We start from the raw sequence: 15940 nt of genomic DNA, 5'->3' as shown, positions 1-15940 counted from the left end.
GAGGCTTTCATGCGTATCAATCCACCCCTTGTCGCACTTGCCGTCGGTGCCTTTGGCATCGGCGTCACCGAATTCGCCCCGATGGGCATGCTGCCCGGCATCGCTGCCGATCTGGGCGTTTCCATTCCTGCTGCCGGCCTGCTGGTCAGCGCCTACGCGTTGGGCGTACTGCTTGGCGCGCCGCTGATGACCCTGACCACCGGCAGGATTCCCCGGCGTCAGCTGCTGATCGGGCTGATGGCGATTTTCACCCTGGGCAACCTGATGTCGGCCATGGCCACCGATTACACCAGCCTGCTGATCGCTCGCGTGGTGACCTCGCTCAACCATGGTGCGTTCTTTGGCGTGGGCTCGATCGTTGCCGCCAGTGTGGTGGCGCCGGACAAACGCGCTGGCGCCGTGGCGGCGATGTTCATGGGCCTGACGTTGGCGACCATCGGCGGTGTGCCGCTGGCGACCTGGTTCGGTGAACTGCTGGGCTGGCGCACTGCGTTCTGGGGCATCGCCGGGCTGGGCCTGGTGACCATGGCCGCGTTGTGGTTCGCGTTGCCCAATTTGCCGCTGCCGCAAACCGGCGGCGTACTGGCCGAGATCCGTGTGCTGGGTCGCGCCCCGGTGCTGGCCGCGCTGGCGCTGACGGTGGTCGGCTCGGGTGCGATGTTCACGGTCTTCACCTACATCGCGCCGATTCTGAGTCACGAAACCCATGCGTCCACCGCGTTCATCACCGCCATGCTGGTGCTGTTCGGCGTCGGCCTGACCCTGGGCAATATGTGGGGCGGCAAGGCGGCGGATCGCTCGATCGACCGCACGCTGATCGTGTCGCTCGGCGTATTGATTGCCGTGTTGCTGGCCTTCACCGTGCTGATGCGCTGGCCGCTGCCGGCCGCCGTGGCCATTCTGGTCTGGGGCATCGCCAGTTTCGCGCTGGTGCCGCCGCTGCAGATGCGCGTGATGGAAGCCGCCAAGGACGCGCCAAACCTGGCCTCGGCGGTGAACATCGGCGCGTTCAACTTCGGCAACGCGATCGGCGCCGCGCTGGGTGGGGCGGTCATCAACGCAGGGCTGGGTTACCCGGCGATCTCCCTGGCCGGTGCCGGTATGGCAGCCTTGGGCCTGGTGATGGTGCTGGCGTTCGCCTGGCGTTCCAGAGCCGGTGTGGCGGCAGCGGCCTGATGATGTTCGGCGCTTGCCAGCGGCAGTTGGCAAGCGCGGTTTTCCATCGCTGGCCTACACAATCGTCAAGGCCACATGCCCCTTGTTGTTCCCGTAGCAGTTCCAGGCATCGTTTGCGTAGGCGTACAGATACCCCGAGCGTTTGGGCGTATAGGTGCGGCCATGGCCGATGAGAAAGGTTTCCGGCTTGAGCAGCATGCCCTTGGCGTCGACCCCGTCGCTGTTGGCGATGGCGCCGATCAGGCTGAACCAGGGGTGATCCTCGTGCCGCCTGGTGAAATAGAAGTTGGCATCGGGGTTGTTGAACACCTTGCCGTACAAGGTTTCCAGCTTGCCCAACAGGCTTCCGGCGAGATGCCCCAACTGGCCGGGCTGGAAATGGCCAGTCACCGGGCCATCCGGATTACACACGATCGAATCATCCAGCCACTCGCCGCTCGCGGTGAAGGTGTACGTCTTGCCCGCCTCCAGCCACAGCCCGGTTTCATTCCATTGCACCCGCGCAGAGATGTCGATCACCAACGGCGTTGGCGGCGTGAGCAGGAACGTTTTGCGGTAGGGCGACTGGGTGATGGGCGGAGTTTTCTGCCGGGTCAGCGCCGACGGATCGAATGACGCCGGTTGCGTGCTCAGGTTCGGCACGCTGCGCGGCTGAGTCGCCAGCACGTTGAACACGCCATCGACCGAATCGTGCAGGGTGTCGTAGAGGTTGGGTTGGATCTGCGCAACGATGTTCGGCTCGAAGGTCAGGCCCGCCTTCTGCGCCTCATCGACCATCCACTTCAGCGCACCATCGGCCAGCCCGCAGTTCTGGTAGCCACCGCCGACATCCGAATGCACGCCGGGAAACCAGATCTGCGCAAGATCGGTCGGGCTTTTTGGTGGCAGGCTCCACAGCGTCGGTTGGAAGGAGGCGCGGCGCTCGTCCATCGCCAGGGCGTGGCGGGCGATCTGCACCGAAGGGTGCAGCGAGGTGTCGTGGAAGGTGTAGCGCTCGCGATTGTCCAGCAGGTTGAGCAAGGCCATGTCGTCAGGAATGCCCAGCGCACCGACGGTGTCCCACACGCCAATGAAGTGGATGGGGATCTGCTGTTTGGCTGTGTTGTGGAACTGCCAGCCCCGGGCATCCCAGTCTTTGCGTGTTTCGGTTTTGCGCCGGTAGCCCTGGGTGAGCAGGGTTTCGATGTTTTTCCAGACGTCGGCCGGTTTCAGGTCGGTGATCTTCAGCAATCCGCAGCAGGCAATGAACCCGCCCAGGCTGCGCACGGTGTAGGCGCCCCGGCTGAAGCCGAACAGGTAGATGGCATCGCCAGGCTGATAGCAGTAACACAGCTTCTGGTAGGCGCTCATGATGTTGTTGTCCAGGCCGGCACCGGTGCCGCCCCCGACGGCCTTGTCCCACCAGGTGCCATTGGTGCCCACGCCGGGGTGGTAGTAGGTGGTCTGGGCGATGCCCTTTGCATCGAAATCGGCCACCGCGTTGTACAGCCGCACCACATTGGTGGGGGCAGGTACGCCTTTGTCGAGTTGGTCGGGGGTGTTCCAGGTGCCGTCGCAGCAAATCACCAGATTGGGCATGGCAAATCCTTTTACCCGGCAAGCGGGAGCAAGTTCGAGAAGATCGACCAAGGATCTGGCGACAGGCCAAGCGCAGCAGTGCCAGATGCGGTAGTCGGTAAAGGCGCGCTGACTACGGAACCTAGCGGCAGGAAGGATTCAAGAACAGGCTGGTGGGGGCGTCAAGTCGTGCGAGCAGACACAAGAGGCTGAGCATGTGTGAGCACTGGGCTGGCACCCGTGGTGTTGAAGAAACCGCCGAACTCCATTTCGGCGGCAAAGGGGAGAGGCGGCACAGGCGTTCGCGCGTTACCCGTTCACCAGCGCGAAAGCACGGCGCCGGGCCAGCAAGGCATCGATGCTCAGCATCCCGCCGCCAAAGGCTGCCACCTGCAGCAGGCCGCCCGCGATCGAAATGTTTTTGAAGAAGTTGTCGAACTGCTCAGGATCGGCCAGCGAACTGTGAAAGATCGCGCCTGTGACCACTGTGAACACCGCAATGATCACGGCGACCAGGCGAGTCTGTATCCCCAGTACCAGCAACGCTGCCAGGCCCAGTTCGACACCCAGTGCGGCCAGATACGCCAGCGTGGGGAACGGCATGCCGCTCGAATCGATATACGCGATGGTGGAAGAGGGGTCGTTGAGTTTGGCGATACCGCTGAGCAGGAACAGCGCGGCCAGAAGCATACGGCCAATAAGTGCAGTGGTGTCTTTACAAGTGACAGGCATGGACAATCCTCTATGTCAGTGATTCAAAGCGCCAGGCAAGTTTGAGATTCAGCGGAATCCGACAATGAATTGCGTGCAGTGAACGTTCCGCCGGGAGGCGAGCGATGTGGCGCACTACAACCGGCGCGTTATCGCTCGGCGCCGATTGTGTGGCGGCGGATAACAGCCTTCTAGGTCATATGTGCTGCATCAGTCACCGCGAGCGCTGTCTGGCTTATGACCTATTAGCACGATGAATCACGCGCCGCGACAGCGTGTTTCCTCTGTGTCAGGGGCGGTGATCTGCGCACGTGTATCAACATGAAGATTTATTTAAGTATGCGCGGCGAAGTTTGCGTCTAGGATGGCTCCGCCGGTCCGCATCGCTGCATAACACATTTCGCGTAATTGCACGCCGTCGCTCTAAGCGAGCACATAGACTCTGAACGTTTGACAGTGTCTATTCACTCGATGTGCGAGTGTCATGCAGTTGTAATGTGGAGGTGTTACATGGCCAGCGTCAATGCTCAAGTGTCCCCGCCAGCCTGGCGGCTATCCCATCAATCGCCCGAACTGAACAGGAAGACCCCGCGTGCGTTGCAACACGATCACATTCCCCCGAAGCACGACAGTCATTTGCCTGTGCGGGCTCCCGAAGTGCTGGTCCCATGGAAAGTGCGCAAGGCTCAGGCCTTCATGCTAGATGCCATGATTGGCGGCTGTTCGGTGCAGAGGGTGGCCAGAGAGTGCGCCATGTCGAGAAGTCACTTCTCCCGGGCTTTCAAGCACGCCACCGGACTTTCTCCCCATGAATGGTTACAACGGGCGAAAGTGCGTAAGGCGGAACAGTTACTGGCTGACGAACGCATGAAGATTTGTCAGGTCGCGCAGGAGTGTGGTTTTGGCGACCAGTCTTATTTCACCCGTATATTCAAAAAACTTAATGGCGTCACGCCCAAACATTGGCGCTTGCGCATGACAAATAACAAGGTCGGTTAAACAAGGCCGGGCACTCAATAACAGCGGGAGGAAGTTCAAAGGCTTCAGGTGTTTCGGATCCCGCAAACACAACGCTCTTTCAATCTGCCCGGACACGTTTGATCGGTAGTGTTCTGGCAATCAATCGCCATCTTTGCACGGTACTGTTTCGTGAAAAGTGGCACGGTGTGTAACTCCAACCTTTATCAGCGGATGATCGCCCGTCGATCAACTGAGCCTGTGCCCGAAACGATGACCGTCGTGTTCGTTTACAGGCCAGCCTCCGCTGCTCGGGAGACGAGGGCAAACGTGGTCAAGTTACTGAAGAAAATTTCCTGGGACGACTTGCGCATTCTCAAGGCCATCGGTGAACACGGCGGACTGGTCGTCGCCGCCGATGCACTGGCGCTCAACCATTCCACCTTGTCCCGGCGACTGTCGGCGCTGGAAGCGGACCTGGGTGTGGTGCTGTTCGACCGCAGGCGCAATGGCTATATCCCCACCCAATCCGGCGCAGAACTGATTGCGTTGAGCGAAAAGGTCGAATGCGAAATTCATACGGTCGTGCGCAAGGTCGTGCATCAGTCCGATGGTCACGCCGGGGATTTACGCATCACCACCAGCGACGCCTTGTTGCTGGATTACCTGACGCCCATCGTCGCCGATTTTCAGGTCAAGAACCCTTGCGTGAAAATCGAGGTCATCGTCGACAACCGCCCGCTCAATCTTGCCCGTGGAGACTCCGACATTGCCTTGCGGGCAACCTGCGAGCCGCCGGAAAACCTGTTCGGGCGCAGGCTCGCCACCATTGCCTGGGCGGCCTATGGCTGTAAGGCCCAGTACGCAGATCGGGACCTGTGTCTGCAAGAGCTCTACACACATAAATGGGTGTCGTTTGCGGGGCGATTGGCGGAGCTGAACGCGGCCAGGCTCATCGCAGAGCAGGTCGAACCCCATCAGGTGGTTTACCGCAGTGATTCGGTGCCTGCGGTTATCGCTGCGGTCAAGGCCGGGATCGGTGTCGGGTTGCTGCCGTGCATGCACGGCGACCTGAACGACGATCTTGTGCGCATCGCCCGCGTGGAGCCTGGGTTTCGCGACGGCTTGTGGTTGCTGACCCATCCCGACATTCGCAAATCAGGACGGGTCTGCGCGTTCATGACCCACTGTGGCGAAGCCATTGCGAACCTGCGCGATCTCATCGAAGGGCGGTGCTTTCTGGAACCCGATGCGACCGACATCGTGTGTTTCCAATGAGCATCGATGCCGAAACAGTTGTGCGCAAATACACGCTGGCGCGCGGCACGCGTCCGTAGACTTCTCTGTGTCGACGGTGTCACGGCGCCGTCGGCACAAGTCCCGATCACTGCCCCATACCGAGGCAGTCCGACGTTTGCAAAGGAGTTTTTCATGAGTATCAAGGCATCCGCAAAGCCTGCCCGCAGCCTGCTGAGCCCCCATGATCACGCGCTGTTGCTGATCGATCACCAGTCGGAGATGGCGTTCAACACCAAGTCGATCGACATCGGAACCTTGCGCGCCAACACCGCCATCCTGGCGCACACCGCCAAGGGCTTCAAAGTGCCGACCATCATCACCACGATTTCCAAAGACACCTTCGCCGGTCCACTGTTCGACGAGATCGAAGAGGTCTTCGCGGATGCAGAAGTCATCGATCGCACCACGTCCAATGGCTGGGAAGACGAAAACCTGATCGCGCGGGTCAACGCCACTGGCAAGACCCGCCTGGTCATGGCCGGGCTCTGGACCTCGGTCTGCTGCAACGGCCCAGTGCTGTCTGCGCTCGAGCAAGGGTTCGAAGTGTACGTCGTGACCGACGCCTGCGGGGATTGCTCCACCGAGGCGCACGAACGCGCGGTCGAGCGGATGATTCAGGCGGGTGCTCGTCCGATCACTTCCCTGACGTACCTGTTGGAACTGCAGCGCGACTGGTCTCGCCTGGAAACCTACGACCTGACCACCGGCATCGCACGCAAGTACGGCGGTGCGTTCGGCGTGGGCCTGCAGTACGCCAAAACCATGCTGGCTCAGCACTGAGCCATGCGCTGCAGCGGCGGATAAAGCCGCTGCAGCTTTCGGCCATTCGCCTGCGTCTCTTGCAACAGATGTTCGCCACGCCTGCGCCATGTTAGTTTCGGCCCTTCTGCGGCCAGGCTGCCCGGCCGGTTGACGTTCGAATGGAGGCGTTGGCGTTGTTCAATTTGCTGGTGGTGGTCTTTCCCTACTGCAACGCTGCTGCAACCGCAGCGTTCATCGACCCGTTTCGCGCCTCCAATTACCTCACCGGTGAGCCGCGCTTTCACTGGGACATCGCTTCGCTCGATGGCGGCACCCTCGATGCCAGCAACGGCATGCAACTGCTGTGTAAGCCGTTGGCGGAAGTTGCCGACGTGCGCTGGGACCTGGTGGTGCTCTCCAGCAGTTGGGCGCCGGAGGAGCATTTCACCCCGGCCTTGCTGGCGATGCTCAAGGGCTGGGCGAAAAAGGGCTGCGCACTGGGCGCCATCGACACCGGCACCTTTCTGCTGGCCGAAGCGGGATTGCTGGCGGGAAGACGGGCGACCGCCCATTACGAGCACATCGATGCCCTGCGCGAGCTCTACCCGGAGGTCACCATCGTCGAAGACCTCTACGTGTTCGACCCGCAGCGCATGACCTGCTGCGGCGGCACCGCGGCGGCCGACATGGCGCTGGAACTGATCCGCACCCTGCACGGCGAGACCCTGGCCAATGAAGCGGCGCGCTACGTGTTCCACGAGACCCTGCGCCCCGGCAATACCCAGCAGAACCCCGAGGGGCGTCAGCCGCTGGGCTACACGATTCCGGCGCCGGTGAAGCAGGCCATCAAGCTGATGGAAGAGCATCTCGAAGAGGTCATCCATATCCCCGACATCTGTGAGCGCATCGGCGTGTCGCAACGCCAGCTGGACCGGCTGTTCCGCCAGTGCGTGCGCAAGACGCCCGCGCTGTATTACCGCGACATCCGCCTCGATCGTGCGCGCGGGCTGATCACCCAGACCGACCTGGCGCTGACCGAAGTGGCCATCGCCTCGGGCTTTCCTAACCAGTCGCATTTCTCCCGCCTGTACCGCGAACGCTTCGGCCTGACCCCACGCCGCGACCGCCTCGAAGGCCGCGTGCCATTCGACTACCGCGCCTGGCCGATGCATCAGATCAAGCACTGACGCCCCAGTCTGCATCATCGCGATCCGTAGCAGCACGGCTTGCCGGCGGGAGCGCTCTTGAAATCGCCCCGCCGGCAAGCCGTGCTGCTACGGGGCATGCGCGAGCGTTTGGCAATTGCCGAGGTCGTTTCAGCGGCCCACATACCTAAAAACGACACTTGCGCTTTCAGAACAAAACGCGGCTAAAACGGCACATTTTCACGATCCCGGTCGGACCACTATCAACCCCACAAAGCGAGCAGGCACGTCGCCTGACTCCCCTGGAAAAGGGCCGTTGATATGTCTGAATTGCTGTTTCCTCAACAATTCGAATCCATCAGGCAGGGTTACGATCCAGACCCGCTGGTGTCCCAATCGCTGCGCGCCGACGCCTATGTTCAACCGCTGTGGTTTTCGGTCGACCAGGAGCAGATTCTCGCCAAAAGCTGGCAGTGGGTGTGCCACGTCGAGAAGGTGCGTGAGGCGGGCAACTACGTCACCGCCGACGTGGCCGGGCGGCCGATTGCCGTTGTGCGCGATCAGGAAGGTGTACTGCGGGCGTTCTACAACGTGTGCAAGCACCGCGCCCATCCGGTGCTGCAGGGCGAGGGCAAGACTCGCCGCATCGTCTGCCCTTACCACTCCTGGTGCTACGGCCTGGATGGCGGCCTGGTCGCCGCGCCTCATGTCGGCGGGCTCAAGCAATTCGACAAGAGCGAAATCCACCTGATGCCGATCCAGGTCGAAGAGTTTTGCGGTTTCGTCTACGTCAACCTCGACCCGCAAGCCAGCCCCTTGAGCGTGCAATCCGGGGACTTGGCCAAAGAGATTCAGCACTGGGCGCCGGACATCGAAAACCTGACTTTCGCCCATCGCCTGACCTACGAGATCAAGTCGAACTGGAAGAACGTCGTCGATAACTTCCTGGAGTGCTACCACTGCCCGACGGCGCACAAGGACTTCTGCACCCTGGTGGACATGGACACCTACAAGGTGCAGACCCACGGCATTTATTCCAGCCACATGGCCGAAGCCGGGAAGGGCCAGAACAGCGCCTATGACGTGTCCAAGGCCAGCGTACGCACCCACGCGGTGTGGTGGCTGTGGCCCAACACCTGCCTGATGCGCTACCCCGGCCGCAGTTCGATGATCGTGCTCAATATCGTGCCGATGGGCCCGGACCGCACCTTCGAAACCTATGACTTTTTCCTCGAAACCCCCGAGCCGGATGATATGGAAAGAGAAGCCATTCGTTATCTGGATGAGGTGCTGCAGGTCGAGGACATCTCGCTGGTGGAGAACGTCCAGCGCGGCATGCAGACCCCGGCGTTCGATCAGGGGCGGATCGTCACCGACCCCAACGGCTCGGGAAAATCCGAGCACGCGTTGCACCATTTCCACGGGTTGGTGCTGGAGGCTTATGCCCGGGGAGTGACGCCATGAGTGGGTCACTGACAGGTCGCGTCGCCCTGGTCACCGGTGGCTGCGGCGGCATTGGCCGGGCCATTTGTGCGCGGCTGGCGAAGGAGGGCGCGGCGGTGTACGCCGCGGATCTCAAGCCCGGCGAGCAACAAGAGGGCGTCGAATTTTTGCGCCTGGATGTCACTGATGAGACCAACGCGATGGCCGCGATGCAGAGTGTCGAACGCGCCCACGGGCAGCTCGACATTCTGGTCAACGCCGCAGGCATCGAGGTGGAAGACACCATCGAACACACCAGCCTTGAAGTGTGGAACAAGGTGTTCGCAGTGAACGTCACCGGCACCTTTCTGGTGGCCAAACATGGCTTGCCGCTGTTGCGCAAAAGCCGTGGCGCCAGCGTGATCAACTTTGGCTCCTACGACGGCTTCATCGCCGACCCGGGCCTGGCCGCGTACTGCGCCAGCAAGGGTGCGGTGCATGCGCTGACCCGTGCCATGGCTTGCGATCACGGCCCCGAAGGCATCCGCGTCAACGCGATCTGCCCCGGCTACATCGACACGCCGATGCTGCGCAGCTTCTTCAAGGATCACGGCGACATCGACACCCTCGACAACGCCGTGCGGGGCGTCCACCCCACGCGCCGCTATGGCACGCCCGATGACGTCGCCAATCTCGTGAACTGGCTGGCCGGCGACGAAGCGCGTTACGCCAGCGGCCAGTTGTGGGTGCTCGATGGCGGCCTGACCGCCCAAGTCCAACAGATGAAATTGTGAGTCTCGCCATGCCCAAGTCCGTCATCATCACCTGCGCCACCACCGGTGGCGTGCACACCCCGACCATGTCCGAATACCTGCCGATCACGCCACGGGAGATCGCCGATTCGTCCATCGAAGCGGCCAACGCTGGCGCCTCGATCATCCACCTGCACGCCCGCCATCCGGAAACCGGCAAGCCCGATCCACGGCCCGAGCTGTTCCAGGATTTCATGGGGCAGATCCACCGCCAGAGCGATGCGGTGCTCAACGTGTCCACCGGCGGCGGCCTGGGCATGACCCGCGAGGAGCGCCTGCGCGCGGCCTTGAGCGTCAGCCCGGAGATGGCCTCTTTGAACGTCGGTTCGATGAACTTCGGCATCTTCCCGATGAAGGATAAGTACTCAAGCTGGAAGCACGACTGGGAACCGGCGTTCCTGGACAGCACCCGCGACTTCATTTTCCGCAACACCTTCGCCGACATCGAATACATCGTCAAAGAGCTGGGCGACGGCCATGGCACCCGCTTCGAGTTCGAGTGCTATGACCTGGGCCATCTCTACAACCTGGCGTGGGTCATTGATCAGGGCTGGGTCAAGCCGCCGTTCCTGATCCAGATCGTGTTCGGCGTGCTGGGCGGCGTCGGCGCCGATCTGGACAACCTGATGCACATGCACACTGTCGCGCAAAAGCTGTTCGGCAAGGACTACGAATGGTCGGTGCTGGCCGCAGGGCGCAACCAGATGGCCTTCGCCACCCAGGCCGCGATGCTCGGCGGCAACGTGCGGGTGGGGCTGGAAGACAGCCTGTTCATTGGCGCGGGAGAGAAGGCGAAAAGCAACGCCGAGCAGGTGCAGAAAATCCGCTCGATCGTCGAAAGCCTCGGCCTGACCGTGGCCACGCCAAGCGAAGCGCGCCAGCGCCTGGGCCTCAAAGGCCGCGACAAGATCACGCTGTAACCCGACAAGGAGCACAGCCATGCAGACAAAAATGCTGATCGACGGCGAACTGATCGACGGGGCGGGCGAAGCGCTGCCGGTCATCGACCCGGCCACCGGAGAAACCCTCGCCCATGTGCGCCAGGCCGATGAGGCGCAGGTGGACTGGGCCGTGCGCAGCGCTCAGGAAGCGTTCGCCCGCTATGGCAGAACCACGCCCGCCCAGCGTGCCGCGTTACTGGGGGACATCGCCGATGTCATCCAGCAGCACGCCCCCGAGCTGGCTGCGCTGGAAAGCGCCAACGGCGGCAAGCCATGGCCCTCGGCGCTGAACGACGAGATGCCGCTGACCCTGGACACCTTGCGCTTTTTCGCCGGTGCCGCCAGAACCCTGTCCGGGGTGGCGGCGGGGGAGTACGTCGAGGGCCACACCAGCCTGATCCGCCGCGACCCGATCGGTGCCGTGGCCGCCATCGCGCCGTGGAATTACCCGCTGATGATGGCCGCCTGGAAACTCGCAGCACCCTTGGCGGCAGGTTGCACGGTGGTGCTCAAACCGTCGGAGGTCACACCGTTGTCGACCCTGCGCCTGGCGCAGCTGGTGGCCGACGTTGCGCACAAAGGCGTGGTCAACATCATTCATGGCGCGGGAGGGCGTGTCGGTGATCGTCTCATCAATGCTGTGGGTATCGATGCTGTCAGCATCACCGGCTCGCCGGCCACGGGCAGTGCGGCCATGGCCGCCGCTGCGAAGGACATGCGCCAGGTTCATGTCGAACTGGGCGGCAAGGCGCCGGTGATCGTCTACGACGACGCCGACATCGACAAGCTGGTCGCGACCCTGCGTGCGGTAGCGTTTTTCAATGCCGGGCAGGACTGCGCGCAGCCGTGCCGCCTGTTGGTGGCGAGCAAGATTTACGACCGGGTGGTCGCCGAACTGGCTCAGGCCATGGGCACTATTCGCATGGGGGCACCCCGCGCTCAGGGCACGGAAATGGGGCCGCTGGTCACCGAACGCCATCGCCAGCACGTCGCCGGGTTCGTCGAGCGCGCCCGTGGCCGAGCGGAAATCGTCATGGGCGGCAGAGTCGACCAGGGACCGGGTTTCTTCTACCCGCCGACGCTGATCGCCGATGTCGATCATCACGCCGAAATCGCCACTCAGGAGATGTTCGGCCCGGTGCTGACGGTGTCGCGTTTCACGGAGGATCAAGACCCGGTCGAGATCGCCAATACCACCCGCTATGGCCTGGCGTCTTCGGTGTGGACCCGCGACAACGGCCGCGCCATGGACGCCACCAGCCGCCTGCGTTACGGCTTCACCTGGGTCAACACCCATGGTGTCGCCACCCCGGAAATGCCCTGGGCGGCCATGAAGGGCTCGGGCCATGGCTGCGACATGTCAGTGTTCGCGCTGGACGCCTACACCAGCGTGCGCCACGTGATGTTTGCCCATGGTGAGCGGACATGAGCAGGGCAGTGGTGATTGTCACCGGCGGCAGCCGGGGCATTGGCCGGGCCATCGTCGAGCGCTTCGTGGCCGATGGCGCAAATGTGCTGACCTGCGGTCGCGGGCCTCGGCCGGAAAATCTGGATGAACGCGTGGCCTGGGTGCAGGCGGACGTGTCTTCGCCCCAGGACGCCGATCGGCTGGTGGCCGCTGCCATCGAGCGGTTCGGGCCGGTGACCGTGCTGGTCAACAACGCCGGTGTGCAGGTCGAGAAGACCGTGGCGCAGACCGATGATTTCGACTGGGAACAGGTGATGGGCATCAACGCGCGCGGCACCTTCAACCTGTGTCGGGCGGTGCTGCCGGGCATGCTCGAAAGCGGCGGCAGCATCGTCAATCTGGGTTCCATCTCGGGCCTCAATGCCGATCCGGGCATGGCGCTCTACAACGCCTCCAAGGCGTTCGTCCACGGGCTGACCCGCTCGATTGCCGTGGACCACGGCCCGCAGGTGCGCTGCAACGCGGTGTGCCCCGGCTGGATCATGACCGCGATGGCCGAAGACGGCTTCGCGGTTGCGCGTAACCCGGCGGCGGCCAAGGCCGATGCCCTGGCGCGTCACCCCGCAGGCCGCTTCGGTGAGCCTGAGGACATCGCCCAAACCGTCGCCTGGCTCGCCTCCGACGCCGCGCGCTTCATCACCGGTCAGTGCCTGGTCGTCGATGGCGGCCTGACCTGCGCTTCTCCCCTTCAACCGAGGTTGTTCTGATGAGTGAATTTCAAAACGTGGCAGTGATCGGTGCCGGTGTGATCGGCGCCAGTTGGGCAGCGCTGTTTCTGGCGTCCGGGCGCAATGTGGCGGTGTACGATCCGTCGCCGACCATGGAAGCGGACGTACGCGCCTATATCGACAACGCCTGGCCGACCCTGACCGAGCTGGGGCTGGTGGCCGCAGTGCCTGGTCAATTGAGTTTCCATCAAGACGTCGCAAGTACCGTGGCCCAAGCGGATTTCGTTCAGGAAAGCGTGCCGGAGCGCATCGCGATCAAGCATGACTTGTTCGCCAGGCTCGAAGCCGCACTCAAGCCCGGCGCCATCGTCGCCTCGTCCGCCAGTGGCCTGCGCCTGAGCGAAATGCAGGCGGGCTGGCGCAATCCGTCGCACTTCATTCTCGGCCACCCGTTCAACCCGCCGCACCTGATCCCGCTGGTGGAAGTGATGGGCAATGACCAGACCGCGCCCGGCGTCGTCGAGCAGGCCGAGCGCTTCTACGCGTTGGTGGGCAAGGTGACCATCCGGGTCAATCGCGAAGTGCGCGGGCATGTCGCCAACCGCTTGCAGGCGGCGCTGTGGCGCGAGGCGATTCATCTGGTCAAGAGCGGCGTGGCCAGTGTCGAGGATGTCGACAAGGCCGTGTGGGCCGGGCCGGGCCTGCGCTGGGCGGCGATGGGGCCGACCATGCTGTTCCATCTGGGCGGCGGATCGCAGGGCCTCGAGTCTTTCTGCGAGAAGTACACCGAGAGCTTTCACGGCTGGTGGGACGACCTGGGTGATCCGCGCCTGGACAGCGAAACCGCCGCCGCGCTGGTCGAGGGCGTCCGGCAGGAGGCGGGCGACAGCAGTTGGTCGCAGCTGGCCGCCAATCGCGATGAGTTGATCACCCGCATGCTCAAGGTCACCACCCCCGTTCGCCGTTGTTGAGCGGGGCGCCCGTGGCGTGTGCTGCCACGGGCTGTGTTGCCAGTCGCTGCGTGCAGTTGCAAGAGGTCTTGCCATGCCTGATGAACCGCTGACATTACACATCACCGACCTGATCGCCGAAGCCAAGGGCGTGATGGTCATCGAATTGCGCGCGCCGGATGGGCGGGATCTGCCTGCCTTCAAGCCGGGCGCGCACATCGAACTGCACCTAGCCGGCGGCCTGGTGCGCCAGTATTCCCTGTGCAACGACTGGCGCGAGCGCGATCGCTACTGTGTCGGCGTGGGCTTGTCGCCGCTGAGCCGGGGCGGGTCGAAACAGGTGCATCAGTCCTTGCGCGTCGGCGACAGGTTGAAGGTCAGTCCGCCACGCAACCACTTTGCGCTGGAAGAGGACGCCTCGGGCTTCGTGTTCTTTGCCGGCGGCATTGGTATCACGCCGGTCTGGGCGATGATTCAGTGGTGCGAAAGCCACCAGCGTCCCTGGCACCTGTATTACCTGGTGCGCAGTCGTCAGCGCGCGGCGTTTCTCGAAGCGCTCGCGCCGTATCGCGAGCAGGTGACGCTGCACGCCGACGACGAGGCCGGGGGCTTTTTCGACATCCCCAGCGCGTTCAAGCGCCACCGCCCGGGTGATCACTTCTACACCTGCGGGCCGACGCCGCTGATGCAGGCGGTGGAAGCCGCGGCCGTCGAGTGGCCGCAAGAACAGGTGCATTTCGAGTGGTTCAGCCCCAAGGAGCCGGACAGCACGGTGCCCACCGGCAGCTTCACGGTCGAGCTGGCGCGCAGTGGCAAGACGCTGGAAGTGCCCGCCGACCAGAGCATCCTGCAAGTGCTCGAAGCCCATGGCCTGCGGGTGGACAGCTCGTGCCGCGAGGGCACCTGCGCCTCGTGCGAAACCTGTGTGCTGGAAGGCACGCCCGATCACCGCGACAGCGTGTTGAGCGCGACCGAACGCAAAAAGAACGACGTGATGATGATCTGCGTGTCTCGCGCGCTGTCCGCGAGTCTCGTGCTGGATCTGTAGAAAACACCCACAAGAAGAACGCCTTGCCTCTGTCACAACAAGAATCTGCCGCCACCACCGCTGCCATAAAAGAGAGGAACTTGCGCCATGAACATCGCCTACCGCGGGCTGCTGTGCTGTGCCCTTGCATTGCCGTTAACCGCCTTTGCCACCGAGCCCGAGCAGTGCGGCCTGGTCAGGCTGTCCGACCCCGGCTGGACCGACATCCAGAGCACCACGGCGGTCGCCACTTCGATTCTGAAAAGCCTCGGTTACCAGACCAAGGTGACCCTGCTCGGCGTGCCGCTGACCTACAAGGCGCTGGCCGAAGGGCGCAACATGGACGTGTTTCTCGGCACCTGGATTCCGACCATGGAGCCCGACCTGAAACCCTACCGCGAGGCCGGGACCATCGACATCGTGCGGGTCAATCTCCAGCACGCCAAATACACCCTGGCGGTGCCCGAAGCGCTGTGGAACAAGGGCCTGAAGGACTTCGCCGACATCCCGAAATTCAAGGGCGAACTGGGCGGCAAGATCTACGGGCTGGAACCCGGCGACGGCGGCAACAACGCCGTGCTCAAGGCCATCAGCGAGAACGCTTTTGGCCTGAAAGACGCCGGCTTTTCGGTGGTGGCGTCGAGCGAATCCGGCATGCTGTCGCAGGTCGAACGTGCCGTGCGTCGCGATCAAAGCGTGCTGTTTCTCGGCTGGGAACCGCACCCGATGAACACCCGCTTCAAGATGAAATACCTCACCGGCGGCGACGACTATTTCGGCCCCGATTTCGGCGATGCGACGGTCTACACCAGCACCCGCAAAGGCTATGTCGCGGACTGCCCGAACGTGGGGCAACTGCTGAAAAACCTCAGCTTCACCCTGGACATGGAAAACCACATCATGGGTTCGATCCTCGACCAGAAGATGGAGCCGGAAGTCGCCGCCAAGGCCTGGCTGAAGAACAACCCGCAAGTGCTCGACAACTGGCTGGCCGGGGTCACCACCCGCGACGGCCAACCGGGCCTGCCCAAGGTCAAGGCCGACCTGACACGCTGAAAAACATGAG

15 protein-coding genes are annotated in these 15940 nt (G+C 62.9%); 13 read left to right on the top strand and 2 right to left on the bottom strand.

Annotated elements, in window-relative coordinates; translation table 11 throughout:
* Positions 1–9: 9 nt before the first annotated feature.
* Positions 10–1176, top strand: a complete 1167-nt coding sequence (locus AC1MEK_RS01420) for an MFS transporter (RefSeq protein ID WP_480394472.1) — start codon at positions 10–12, stop codon at positions 1174–1176.
* 54 nt (positions 1177–1230) lie between these two features.
* Here the strand turns inward: AC1MEK_RS01420 and AC1MEK_RS01415 are convergent, their stop codons facing one another.
* Both AC1MEK_RS01415 and AC1MEK_RS01410 read right to left on the bottom strand, forming a co-directional pair.
* Complete coding sequence (locus AC1MEK_RS01415) at positions 1231–2754, bottom strand: DUF2235 domain-containing protein (RefSeq protein WP_480394471.1); 1524 nt, start codon at positions 2752–2754, stop codon at positions 1231–1233.
* 288 nt (positions 2755–3042) lie between these two features.
* Positions 3043–3465 carry a DoxX family protein gene (locus AC1MEK_RS01410; RefSeq protein ID WP_480394470.1) on the bottom strand — a complete coding sequence of 141 codons (423 nt, stop codon included), beginning with the start codon at positions 3463–3465 and terminating at the stop codon, positions 3043–3045.
* A gap of 489 nt (positions 3466–3954) precedes the next feature.
* Here AC1MEK_RS01410 and AC1MEK_RS01405 point away from each other — a divergent pair, with 489 nt between their 5' ends.
* The 12 genes from AC1MEK_RS01405 (at position 3955) to AC1MEK_RS01350 (ending at position 15930) form a co-directional block, all read left to right on the top strand.
* On the top strand, positions 3955–4443 hold the full coding sequence (locus AC1MEK_RS01405) for an AraC family transcriptional regulator (RefSeq protein WP_480394469.1): 489 nt from the start codon (positions 3955–3957) through the stop codon (positions 4441–4443).
* A gap of 108 nt (positions 4444–4551) precedes the next feature.
* Positions 4552–5679 carry a LysR family transcriptional regulator gene (locus AC1MEK_RS01400; RefSeq protein WP_480394468.1) on the top strand — a complete coding sequence of 376 codons (1128 nt, stop codon included), beginning with the start codon at positions 4552–4554 and terminating at the stop codon, positions 5677–5679.
* A gap of 153 nt (positions 5680–5832) precedes the next feature.
* On the top strand, positions 5833–6480 hold the full coding sequence (locus AC1MEK_RS01395; RefSeq protein ID WP_480394467.1) for a hydrolase: 648 nt from the start codon (positions 5833–5835) through the stop codon (positions 6478–6480).
* Positions 6481–6635: 155 nt separating this feature from the next.
* Complete coding sequence (locus AC1MEK_RS01390; protein WP_480394466.1) at positions 6636–7628, top strand: GlxA family transcriptional regulator; 993 nt, start codon at positions 6636–6638, stop codon at positions 7626–7628.
* A 279-nt stretch (positions 7629–7907) separates the two neighbouring features.
* A complete protein-coding gene (locus AC1MEK_RS01385; RefSeq protein WP_480394465.1) occupies positions 7908–9050 on the top strand; it encodes an aromatic ring-hydroxylating oxygenase subunit alpha in 1143 nt (380 codons plus the stop codon).
* Positions 9047–9802: an SDR family NAD(P)-dependent oxidoreductase gene (locus AC1MEK_RS01380; protein WP_480394464.1), complete on the top strand. Its 756-nt coding sequence runs from the start codon at positions 9047–9049 to the stop codon at positions 9800–9802. The genes AC1MEK_RS01385 and AC1MEK_RS01380 overlap by 4 nt, the downstream gene beginning before the upstream one ends.
* Positions 9803–9810: 8 nt before the next feature.
* Entirely contained in the window at positions 9811–10740 is a 930-nt protein-coding gene (kce, locus tag AC1MEK_RS01375) for a 3,5-dioxohexanoate:acetyl-CoA acetone transferase (RefSeq protein WP_480394463.1), read from the top strand.
* 19 nt (positions 10741–10759) lie between these two features.
* Entirely contained in the window at positions 10760–12190 is a 1431-nt protein-coding gene (locus AC1MEK_RS01370) for an aminobutyraldehyde dehydrogenase (RefSeq protein WP_480394462.1), read from the top strand.
* Positions 12187–12936 carry an SDR family NAD(P)-dependent oxidoreductase gene (locus tag AC1MEK_RS01365; protein ID WP_480394461.1) on the top strand — a complete coding sequence of 250 codons (750 nt, stop codon included), beginning with the start codon at positions 12187–12189 and terminating at the stop codon, positions 12934–12936. Before AC1MEK_RS01370 ends, AC1MEK_RS01365 begins: the two co-directional genes overlap by 4 nt.
* Entirely contained in the window at positions 12936–13868 is a 933-nt protein-coding gene (locus tag AC1MEK_RS01360) for a 3-hydroxyacyl-CoA dehydrogenase NAD-binding domain-containing protein (protein ID WP_480394460.1), read from the top strand. Before AC1MEK_RS01365 ends, AC1MEK_RS01360 begins: the two co-directional genes overlap by 1 nt.
* A 73-nt stretch (positions 13869–13941) precedes the next feature.
* Positions 13942–14895 carry a PDR/VanB family oxidoreductase gene (locus tag AC1MEK_RS01355; RefSeq protein ID WP_480394459.1) on the top strand — a complete coding sequence of 318 codons (954 nt, stop codon included), beginning with the start codon at positions 13942–13944 and terminating at the stop codon, positions 14893–14895.
* Positions 14896–14982: 87 nt separating this feature from the next.
* Positions 14983–15930: a choline ABC transporter substrate-binding protein gene (locus AC1MEK_RS01350; RefSeq protein WP_480394458.1), complete on the top strand. Its 948-nt coding sequence runs from the start codon at positions 14983–14985 to the stop codon at positions 15928–15930.
* Positions 15931–15940: the final 10 nt, after the last annotated feature.

Source organism: Pseudomonas sp. 2 (genome assembly GCF_056627435.1).
Note: the sequence above shows the minus strand (reverse complement) of the source record. Positions and strands in the feature narration are given on the sequence as shown.

What these genes read in the sequence shown, in the direction of transcription:
- AC1MEK_RS01380 (WP_480394464.1), top strand. Translation starts at nt 9,047, where the DNA reads ATGAGTGGGTCACTGACAGGTCGCGTCGCCCTGGTCACCGGTGGCTGC.
- AC1MEK_RS01360 (WP_480394460.1), top strand. Translation starts at nt 12,936, where the DNA reads ATGAGTGAATTTCAAAACGTGGCAGTGATCGGTGCCGGTGTGATCGGC.
- AC1MEK_RS01410 (WP_480394470.1), bottom strand. Translation starts at nt 3,465, where the DNA reads ATGCCTGTCACTTGTAAAGACACCACTGCACTTATTGGCCGTATGCTT.
- AC1MEK_RS01365 (WP_480394461.1), top strand. Translation starts at nt 12,187, where the DNA reads ATGAGCAGGGCAGTGGTGATTGTCACCGGCGGCAGCCGGGGCATTGGC.
- AC1MEK_RS01415 (WP_480394471.1), bottom strand. Translation starts at nt 2,754, where the DNA reads ATGCCCAATCTGGTGATTTGCTGCGACGGCACCTGGAACACCCCCGAC.
- kce (WP_480394463.1), top strand. Translation starts at nt 9,811, where the DNA reads ATGCCCAAGTCCGTCATCATCACCTGCGCCACCACCGGTGGCGTGCAC.
- AC1MEK_RS01355 (WP_480394459.1), top strand. Translation starts at nt 13,942, where the DNA reads ATGCCTGATGAACCGCTGACATTACACATCACCGACCTGATCGCCGAA.
- AC1MEK_RS01370 (WP_480394462.1), top strand. Translation starts at nt 10,760, where the DNA reads ATGCAGACAAAAATGCTGATCGACGGCGAACTGATCGACGGGGCGGGC.
- AC1MEK_RS01420 (WP_480394472.1), top strand. Translation starts at nt 10, where the DNA reads ATGCGTATCAATCCACCCCTTGTCGCACTTGCCGTCGGTGCCTTTGGC.
- AC1MEK_RS01350 (WP_480394458.1), top strand. Translation starts at nt 14,983, where the DNA reads ATGAACATCGCCTACCGCGGGCTGCTGTGCTGTGCCCTTGCATTGCCG.
- AC1MEK_RS01385 (WP_480394465.1), top strand. Translation starts at nt 7,908, where the DNA reads ATGTCTGAATTGCTGTTTCCTCAACAATTCGAATCCATCAGGCAGGGT.
- AC1MEK_RS01405 (WP_480394469.1), top strand. Translation starts at nt 3,955, where the DNA reads ATGGCCAGCGTCAATGCTCAAGTGTCCCCGCCAGCCTGGCGGCTATCC.
- AC1MEK_RS01395 (WP_480394467.1), top strand. Translation starts at nt 5,833, where the DNA reads ATGAGTATCAAGGCATCCGCAAAGCCTGCCCGCAGCCTGCTGAGCCCC.